Annotated in this window: 7 protein-coding genes and 1 pseudogene; all 8 read right to left on the bottom strand. The window is 63.2% G+C overall.

Annotation, left to right across the window (positions count from 1 at the left end):
* Positions 1 to 354: 354 nt before the first annotated feature.
* Positions 355 to 1,092: pseudogene (gene istA, locus AWB81_RS38115) on the bottom strand (IS21 family transposase); the annotation flags it as partial.
* A 470-nt stretch (positions 1,093 to 1,562) separates the two neighbouring features.
* On the bottom strand, positions 1,563 to 2,267 hold the full coding sequence (locus AWB81_RS38110; RefSeq protein WP_087135477.1) for a hypothetical protein: 705 nt from the start codon (positions 2,265 to 2,267) through the stop codon (positions 1,563 to 1,565).
* A gap of 689 nt (positions 2,268 to 2,956) precedes the next feature.
* Positions 2,957 to 5,299 carry a TIGR02270 family protein gene (locus AWB81_RS38105; RefSeq protein WP_062643253.1) on the bottom strand — a complete coding sequence of 781 codons (2,343 nt, stop codon included), beginning with the start codon at positions 5,297 to 5,299 and terminating at the stop codon, positions 2,957 to 2,959.
* Positions 5,296 to 6,411 (bottom strand): DUF2169 family type VI secretion system accessory protein, encoded by a 1,116-nt coding sequence (locus AWB81_RS38100; RefSeq protein WP_087135476.1) that lies wholly within the window; start codon positions 6,409 to 6,411, stop codon positions 5,296 to 5,298. The genes AWB81_RS38105 and AWB81_RS38100 overlap by 4 nt, the downstream gene beginning before the upstream one ends.
* A gap of 10 nt (positions 6,412 to 6,421) precedes the next feature.
* The gene (locus tag AWB81_RS38095; protein ID WP_062643249.1) at positions 6,422 to 6,925 is read right to left on the bottom strand and encodes a hypothetical protein; all 504 of its coding nucleotides are present in this window, start codon (positions 6,923 to 6,925) and stop codon (positions 6,422 to 6,424) included.
* Between the two features lie 13 nt (positions 6,926 to 6,938).
* Complete coding sequence (locus tag AWB81_RS38090) at positions 6,939 to 7,433, bottom strand: hypothetical protein (protein ID WP_062643247.1); 495 nt, start codon at positions 7,431 to 7,433, stop codon at positions 6,939 to 6,941.
* A gap of 12 nt (positions 7,434 to 7,445) precedes the next feature.
* Positions 7,446 to 8,213 (bottom strand): PAAR-like domain-containing protein, encoded by a 768-nt coding sequence (locus AWB81_RS38085; protein ID WP_062643245.1) that lies wholly within the window; start codon positions 8,211 to 8,213, stop codon positions 7,446 to 7,448.
* A gap of 15 nt (positions 8,214 to 8,228) precedes the next feature.
* Positions 8,229 to 8,738: a DUF6484 domain-containing protein gene (locus tag AWB81_RS38080; protein WP_143753530.1), complete on the bottom strand. Its 510-nt coding sequence runs from the start codon at positions 8,736 to 8,738 to the stop codon at positions 8,229 to 8,231.
* Positions 8,739 to 8,997 lie beyond the last annotated feature (259 nt).

Raw genomic sequence — 8,997 nt, 5'->3', positions numbered from 1 at the left:
CACACACTCTGTGATAACGTCATGATTGGCTCCGGTCGTCCACGGGTCTTCGGACCCATTGAGCTTCGAGCTCGTACATCGCTGGGCACGTCCCAGCCGGCTCGACCGGAGCCACCTTACACCGCCAGCGCTCCGCAGTCACCCGTACAACTCGTCGGTCTGAGGCGGAGCCTCGTTAGCATTCATCTGTGGGGTCAGCGCGGGCTGTTGCGTCAGCATCATTACGGTAACCTGCATCGCTGCCTGTACGAGCCCGTCGGCGACGTCGTCCTGGTCAAAGGACAAGGCGGTCGCTACAGTTCGACACAACCGACGTTTATCGCTGTTCCACCAACCACACAAGGTGCAGTATGAAACGTACGCCTTGTCCCTCGGGCGATATACGCGAGCAGGAAGGAATGACGTGCCGTAATGACGCGCAAAGTCCAGCACGGTGTCGCCGGCGCGAGGTTCGTATCGGTCTGGATCGGCAATCATTGCGCGCGGGTTGTCCGGCACGATCAGCTGCGGCACGCCCCCATAGAAGGTCAGCGCGCGTGCGATGCCGCCCAGCCAGTCCTCCATCGTTTCGGCCGGCGTCGCGCACGCGAACGTGTAGCTCGAGGCGCCCATAGCCGCCACGAAGATATGCGCGCGGCGTCCGGTGGTCAGCGGCAACGTAGGGCCGGCAAAGTCGACAAACAGCTTCTCGCCAGCGCGGTGGATCTGACGCATCGAGCGCTTCAGTCGTTTCGTGAACGCCTTGTAATGCTCGCAGAACTGCGTATAGCGGTAGGTTTGCCGGTCGGCGAATTCGGCCTGGTACTCCTCCCACAGCAACGTCAGTGTCACACCCTTGCGGCGCAGCTCCTGATGGATGCGTCCGTAGTCGGGCTGGGCGTAGGCTGCCGGTCCCGTAGGCTTGCCGAGAAGCCGCCGCTCGAGTTCGGCTTCATCCATGTCGCAGGCGCTCGCCCAGTCCAGCCCGGCGGCACCCGCCAGTCCGACGTACTTCGTGACCACGCCCTTGGAAATGCCCAGCGACGCGGCGATCCGGTCGTGCGAGAAGCCGCCGTCGAATTTAAGTCGTAAAACGTCCTTGATCATGCGCATGTTCATCCGGTGCGCGGGCATACTCTCTCCGGCAAAAGCCGGCGAGCATAGCTCGCGTGGTTGATGTCATGCGCAACGCCAATCCTGCCTTCCGGTCCGCTCGGTCACGTTTCCGGAATGCCCGGTCACCTTGCCGAAATCGCCGGTCACGATCCCGAAAAGGCCGGTCACGTTCGTCCGAAATACGCACGATTGCACATTGAGCCTTTATAGACCCGCGTATCTCTGGGCCGCTGAAGTATCCTCGGTCGGCCACCACCTTCAGACGCCAGACTGCTGACAGCGGTAATTCCGCCGAGCCTTCGGAGATGGCCCCGTACTTTGCGGTTTGGCGTCGCCGCGTGATGGGTTTGATTGCAAAGCCTGAAGATCGTTGACGTTAGCCCAACGGCGCTCGCTGCATTCGCCTATCGCCCTGAACTAAACCCTGTCCAGCGTACTATCGCAGGACCAAGGTGTGACCCAGACAACTAGTCAACCCGGTACCAGCGACCAGTTTCTGGGCACACTGCGGCTGGTGCGCCGTTCAACCAGACTTGCTCTTCATCCAGTTGCGGTGTGGTCGAACGGGCGATGTCGAAGACCACCTTGAGTGCTTGCCCAACGTGGGTGTCTTCGATGGGAAGCTCCCAGGTCAGGAATATCTGGATGCAATCCTGGTCCGGCGCAAAGTCGGCAACACTAAAACTGCCGCTGCCGCGCTGAATGACGCCATGCGGCTGGCCAGTATCGAATATCACGGCTGTTCCCCGGGTCAGGGGAATGCGATGGCCCGTAGAGGGAAAATGCAAGTCCAGACCCTTGTCCTCGCTCAGGAAGAGATTGCAAAAGGCCGCGCCGCCATATTGCGCACCGTCATGGTGGTACCTCGCGCCACGACACGCCATAAGCGCTACGTCACTGGAGGCAAGCACGGTGGGCAGTCCAAGGGGGCGCGTCCAGTCGGAAATTGCCTGCACGCAGCGCTTGTAATCAGGCCAGCGCGCTTGCGTTCGCGCCAAAGGCATCACCTCGACATCCCCGGGTTCCAGAACTAGCCGCGACGATGTCTCTCTTTGCCAATCCGCAAGCAGGCGTGCGGATGGCACAGGCACGTCGAGCGTGCCTGACAAAACGATGTCACTTACGCGTCGACTCCGGATGGCGTCGCCGCTCCAGAAAAAGGAGGTCAGCATGTCTCGCATCGATGCTGTCGAAGGGGAGTTCATCTGGGTCATTGTAACGATTCAGCCCGATCACCTTGGCGAAAATCGGCCATGAAGAGTCGTTCGTTGGTGTCGCGGACCTGACATTCAGGTGTCGGCTTTGTTCAGTTTCCGGCCGTTCGCGGGCCGACGATTCCTGCAGTTTGAGCATCGGCTTTTATAAGGCGGTTACACGCCCCCTTTCCCGACGTTCGCACCGCGCCGGTCGCGAGTGGCCGGTCTCACTGAAACTGTATACGCACTTACAACCCGGAGCCGTCTGAAAGCCGACATTTAGCGCCCAGATTTCATTGTGGCGATGGCGCCGGCACCAGCCAGTATCTGGACATGATCCCGATAAGCTTCGAGCGATCGTGACGTCCTTCGGCGGTTACGATTGTTCCGTGCAGGCACATGGTGGGTGAGTTTGTCACCTGAAGGAAGGGTGGTTCGATTTCGCTTCGTTCCGGCCAGCTTAAGCCGCTAATCCGAGAGAAATGAATTAGTTATGCTTCGGGATATTACGCTCACGATTCCGGGCCTGGTGTCAATGCTGTGGGTGCACTGACATGCAGGAGATTAACCATGTCCGCTATCCGGTTCCGTCACCAGCGACTCGACGATCGCACGTGCGCGCCTGACTCGAGCGTGGGTCGGGAGGAGCGCATCCGTTGAGCTGCCTACGACCTCGACGAGGCTTCGAGCAAGCTGAGCTGACGTCTCGCGGGCGCTTTGATCGAGAACCATCCCTGGGCGGGATCGCGTAGAGCGAGATGCAGGGCGGCTACGCCGCGCATGCCCTGCTTACCCGAGCGCAGCACGATGCGGCACTGCTCCACGCTAACAGGCGTTCCACAAAAATAGCGGACGCCCGGCCGCAAGCCGTTTTTGTGCCTGTGCCACCATTCGCCGACGCGTTGTGCGTCGGGCCAGGGAAGCTGTGAGTCGCGATCGAGATGGACTTTCTCGTCGTCAGCTGAGTCGGATGGCGAGTCGTCCGATGGTGCATCGGCAGCTTGCAATCCGCTGCGCCCGATGTCCATTCCAGTGATGCGCATCAGTGCTTCACCTGAAATACGCGCGAGTCGAATATCCGTCATTTTCGTAATGAGCCAGTCGATCAGTGCAGGATCGCCGATCAGGCCGACCGCCTCTATCTTGTCGCGCTCGCTCAGCGGCATCACGTTGGCCGCTCGCACGGCCGATCTTGCCTCGGCGACGGGAAGCGTCGCGCTCATCAACCGCAGTGCGCGGCCGCGCAGCGGACCTTCAGTGCGGCTCAAAGACAGGAGGACATCAAGCGCCGCGCTCTGTTCGCCGAACAGCAGACACGCGCAAGCCGCCCAGAACCGGCACAGGGGGTTTTCATCGCTCAGCGCGGCTATGCACGCCGGAAGACCGCTGCGCCAGCCAAGCTCGGCGATCGCCTTTAGCGCGCGGGCGCGCAGTCCTGCATTCTTATCGCGTGCGGCTTTGCGCAATGCGTCTCCCGGTACGACACGATGCATCGCGCATGCGGCGATTCCGGTAGCACGCAGCGCGGGAGAACTCGAACCCAACAAATGTTTCACGGGCTGTTGCAGGCAGGCCGGCGCGCTCCAGCCGAATGCCGAGACGATTTCTCGGCTCGGTGCGGCGCTGCTATCGGTCAATTCGAAGAGCGTGCAAAGACGCGCGGCGTCGCGTGACGCCAGCGCGACCCAGGCCAGTGCGAAAGCCGCGCCCACCTCTCTTTCATCGAGCTTGCCGCGCAAGGAGCGCCACGCGGCCCCGCCCGCTGCCAACAAGCCATCGAGATGTGCATCCAGGCGCGACTCCTCGATCAGCAGATCCTCGAGCGTGAAGTCGCGACGTTCAATTCCGTGCTCCCGCTGCGCCCAGAGAAACGCTGCGTCGTCGGCATGCCTCGTTACCACGTCGGGTAGTGTCGCGATATCGTCGCGCACACTGAGCGCCGATTCACGCGCATTAAGAGCGTCGGCGGACGCCGCCACCGCCTCCAAGACGCAGGCCGCCCGCACGCCTTCGTCCGACGATGCCTCGCACATTGTCAGCGGGCCCGGCGCCTTGCCGCCATACAGGTTGACCGCGGCGATCACCACGACGAGGGCGCCGGCGGCCGCGCCGAGATCGCCGGTCGCCGCAGCCGGGTAGATCTGATCGACGCGTTCGCGGCGTGTCCGATAGAAACGCGCGGTCGAGATCATGCTGTCCCAGGCGTGATAGCGCTCGCCATTCATGTCGGATACGCGCAGGCTAAGTTGCGGCTCGCGACGACCTGCATCGGCGAGCGCTGATTTGAGCGCCCGGCACATGCCTTCGCCAATGGCAAAGGAGCCGCCGAGCACCGTCTTCGATTCGTGCGCTTGGCCAAGGCCGATGATTCGGGCTAGCGCGCCGGACGTCGCCTCGCCGGCTCGGCGGACGAGAAGGCACGCCGCGCCTTCCCCCGGAATGATTCCCTGAGGATTGCCGGGCTCGTGGATCAGGCCGGCATCATGGAGGCGGTCGACATCCGTGCGGTTGAGCAGCGAGTCCACGCCCGCGATCAGGCAGGCGTCGACGCGATGCGCCGCGAGCATGACACGCGCTGCGGCGATTCCCTGCAGCGCGCCGGCGCTTCCCTCGAACGTACGCGAGGCCGCCGATGAGAAAGCGCATCCGAGCTTCGCCTCGATACCGGCAAGCACTCCGGCTGCACCGATCCGCTGCAGCGCCGGATGCCTGCGGTAGCCGTCCGGCAAGGCGAGCAGCAGCGCGATGCGTGCCGGCTCGATCTCGCAGCTTTCGAGGCATTGTCCGATCGCCCGCGCACCGAGGTTCACGAGCCAGTCGGCACCGGTTCCCCTTACATTTGATTTCGCCGGAATCGGCGCGCTGATGAACGGCTCGACCGGCGGCGGATGCCACTGGATGCATTTGAACGGGGTGACTGCTGCGCGCAGCGCGGTCCACGTTTGCAGTGCGGTCAGCCCAGCAGGCGTCACCGCCCCCACGGCGACCACGGCAAGAGGCTCGCTCATAGCGTGACGTACGGTTCAGCGTGCGGAGGCATTGAAACCGGGCGATGATCGAGATACGCCTTTCCCGACTTTCGCGCGAGCAACAGCGCGCGCGACGGCATGCCGACAAAAATCTCGACGAGCCGTCCGCGATCGCGCAGTGTCCGCAACGCCAAGCGCAGGGAAATGTCGACGCGTCGCGCATCGGTATCGATGACGATGGTGTCCATGCGCGGCCGCGTCCATTTCAGGCGATCGGTGAAAGTCAGCAAAACCGGTATGTCGAGCTTCGGAAGCCGGAATTGCCACAGTCCGTCGGGCGTGAGATTGCGCAGCGTGACGGTCTCGCCGGCGATCGAATCGCATTGCTGGTCAGGCGGCGAGCCCTGATAGTGCGCCTTGTCGAAGTTGGCGGGCATGAACGGCCAGCGCTCGTCGAGCCACTGGCCGTCGAAGGTTCCCGCTTGCTCGAGCCGCGGCGACCAGCCGCGCGACACGAAGCCGAAACCCGCAACCGAGCCGGCGAGAGACGCGTCGGCATACTCCACATTGGGCGCATCGGAGTCCACACTCGGGTCAGACGAACGCGCGGCGGCGTGTCCGGATAATTCGAGCCCGATGCCCGCTGGATTGCGCCTGTCGATGCCGACGAGCTTGCCAGCGTCATCGAAGACGCTGCCGCCGCGCGCGCGCTCGTACACGATGGGCATGCTCCGGAACGGGACGGGCATCGACAGGGCATGACCGCGCAGAGCGCTCGCTCGATGACGATCGCCGGTCACGGTGAGCACCTTGCGGATCGAACCCACGCTCAGCAGAACCGGTACGCGGGGAGTGGGCCGGCCTTCGGGCGCCCATGCATGGCCATTGAGCACGACATCCACCTTGGCTTTGGACAGCGCGAGATCGGCCTCGCGCAGAATGCTCGAGCGCGCTGGAGTCGCCGCCTGAAGGTATTGGTCGCCGGTCCTGACCGGCGTGTGTTCCTGCGCCACCAGAAGCATGCCGTCCGGTCCTGCCACGAAGCTCGCGCTGACGACGATCAGTATGACCTCCTGACCCTCTTCGTCAGGAAGCACGATGTTGAGCACCCTGAAAGGAGTCCGGTTTTCCAGCACGGCCTGATATGACATGGCGACCTCGCTAGATCCAGTTGCCCTGGTCGTCGAGACCCATGGGCCAGCACGGCATGCACGCCACGACGCGCAGGGCCTCAAGATCGCGCGGCTGACGCGGCGAAAACTGATTCAGCCATGCAAGCATGAAGCACTCGGGCGCCACGCGTTGTGACTCTGGAAGCTGATGGTTGAGGGCGTCGCACGCGAGCCAGTAACGACGTATGAGGGCTACCATCGGCGGGTGGGACGCGGGACCGGCGGGGAAGGCCGTCCATTGCTCCCTGTAGGCCTCCTCGCGATCACCCGTCATTTCAGCGCGCGCGTCGATCGATGCCGTCCACAATCCGACCGCCTCGGCAGTCATCTCGTGAAGGTCGGGCCGGTAGCGCGTGAAGAGTTCGGCATGCGCCGGCCCGGCGTCCGCCCAATCGGGGGCCGGCGCGGACAGGTCCCAGCGCTCGAGATCCCTAGGCGCGCTAAGCATGCGCTCGCGGTGACGGGCGAGCTTTTCATTGCTGATTTCGAACACGTTGATCAGTCTCCTAGACAGAAATGTCGTTTTCCGATCCGATTGGCGCGAAGACGAGCCACGCCATGAACTCGCCGAGCGCTTCATGACGCTCGTGGAGAACGTCGAACAGCAGAACGGGCGGATCGCAGGGGCCCATGCTTGCCCAGAATGCGTCTTCCGGATCTCGGTCCGCCCGGTCGGTGGTGACCGGTTCACTATCATCCGGGACGCCCCAGTCTTCCTCGGAAACCGGCGAGGCGTTGGCAATTGGGGGAAGGCGTGGGTATAACTTATTGTTGAGCCGTTCGCATTCGATGTAGTACTGCCGATAAACGGCCAGCACATACGGATGCAGCGTGGGCCCGAACGGCCAGCGTTGCCGGACGCGCTGCTCGGCGTGGGCCTTCGTTTCGCCGCTAGTCGTTTCTTCCTTGGTGATCAGCCCAGACCACCACTTCAGCGCGCGATCGCGGGCGACGGTGAGATCGGCCACATAGGCTTCGAAGATTGCTCGATATGGACTCATGGTTCGACCCGGTCAGGGAATAAAACTCGTGATGGCGGCCGTCGGGCCCTTCATCCCCCGCGAGACGGAGCTCATGTGGCCGCCCTGCGATCGCGAGTGGGTCAGACAATGTCCCCGGGGCGTAGCAGCCACCGACGCCGCCCACTGCCCGAACGCCGCGCGGTTACGACAGCCTCCGAGATACCAAACGACCACGAGCGGCGGCTGGTGATCGGGGACGGTTGCCACACCGGTGCACGGGGCCCACCAACACGCCGTGTTCGAGATGGCGGCGCGTTGCTGCGCATTGGGTGTCCCTTCGGGCGGACGCACATACGGCGGGCAACGCTGCCCGGACGGATTCCAGTTCATGGCATTGATGGCGGTGACCGCGCTCTGATCCACGCAGCCATACGGCATCGACGCGCAGTTCTGGCCCATCGGGTCGCCGTGGCGACAGACGCCCTTGCTCTCGATCTTGACCGTCGACGACCACAGACTGAAATAACCCTTGCCCTTCGTCTTGTGGGTGATGACGTTGCCGCCTTGCGTACCTGCTTCGTCTCCGGTGCTGGTCGTGACTTCGGACGCATCTTCCAGCGCCGTCTGCTCGCCGTCGATGAGCACCGACTTGCTTCCCTTGTCGAGATCGCCCGCCGACAGGTTGTTGATGTATGGCACGGGCGCCGGAGGCGCGGGCGGGGGCGGGGGACTCAGACAGACATCGCCCGGCGCGACCGCGAAGCCGCCGCTTCCCTTGTGGAAGAGGCCCATTCCTTCCGCGAACACCGTCAGAGCCATCGCGTTCGGGAAACGCTAGTTCAGTTCGACGACGGCGCCTCGAATGCGGTTCGCGCCGCTCGAGCGGGACAGCACGTAAGAGCCGGAAATCAGGACCTTGCCGGCGCGCGTCAGCGTGAGACTCGCGTCGCCGCATCGCAGGATGAGTTGACGCTCTGCACTCACTACGCGCGTGCCGTCCGGTCCAGGTTGCGCACCGGTGATATTCCCGGGACCCAGACACCCAACGATGATCGCGCGCCTAGTGGGACCGAATTCCCACAGCACGACGACTTGCGTTCCAGGTCCGGCGCCCGCCAGATCGACTGTGGTTAGCGCTTGGACCGCGGGATCGGCGGCGTCGATGCTCAGGAGCGGCCGACCAAACGTGTCGAAGCCGAGGAGCACGGCGACGATTGCACCTTGCTGCGCGCATGAGCGATGTGGCTGCGAAGCTAGCAACGATCCGGCGTGACCGGACCCCGCCTGCATAGCCACCGGGCCGGCGGCGCAGTCGAGTTCGGGCAATTCATCTCGAGCGGTCATTTGAAGCTCCTGCTGTCTTGTGCATCCGCTCGTGAACGCGAGCGGCGCCCTCGACCGATCATTCCCTCAGCAGCGAAAGCCCGAAGGTTTGCGCGGTCTCTAGGAAGACGATTGTGAAGAATGGAATTTCAAGTAATCGCGACGCTATTCAGTCGGACCTGCAAAATTGGGTTTTGTTCGTGGACGCCTCGGGGCGTTCATCAGGTGGCCTTGTACTTTTCGAACTCAGGCAGTTGTAGGAGGTGCGAGCAAGGTTCCT

It is taken from the genome of Caballeronia arationis (assembly GCF_001544975.2).
Taxonomy (GTDB): domain Bacteria; phylum Pseudomonadota; class Gammaproteobacteria; order Burkholderiales; family Burkholderiaceae; genus Caballeronia; species Caballeronia arationis.
The sequence above is the reverse complement of the archived record's forward strand: the minus strand, read 5'-3'. Positions and strand labels throughout refer to the sequence as shown.

What these genes read in the sequence shown, in the direction of transcription:
- AWB81_RS38080 (WP_143753530.1), bottom strand. Translation starts at nt 8,738, where the DNA reads ATGACCGCTCGAGATGAATTGCCCGAACTCGACTGCGCCGCCGGCCCG.
- AWB81_RS38100 (WP_087135476.1), bottom strand. Translation starts at nt 6,411, where the DNA reads ATGTCATATCAGGCCGTGCTGGAAAACCGGACTCCTTTCAGGGTGCTC.
- AWB81_RS38090 (WP_062643247.1), bottom strand. Translation starts at nt 7,433, where the DNA reads ATGAGTCCATATCGAGCAATCTTCGAAGCCTATGTGGCCGATCTCACC.
- AWB81_RS38085 (WP_062643245.1), bottom strand. Translation starts at nt 8,213, where the DNA reads ATGGCTCTGACGGTGTTCGCGGAAGGAATGGGCCTCTTCCACAAGGGA.
- AWB81_RS38105 (WP_062643253.1), bottom strand. Translation starts at nt 5,299, where the DNA reads ATGAGCGAGCCTCTTGCCGTGGTCGCCGTGGGGGCGGTGACGCCTGCT.
- AWB81_RS38110 (WP_087135477.1), bottom strand. Translation starts at nt 2,267, where the DNA reads ATGCTGACCTCCTTTTTCTGGAGCGGCGACGCCATCCGGAGTCGACGC.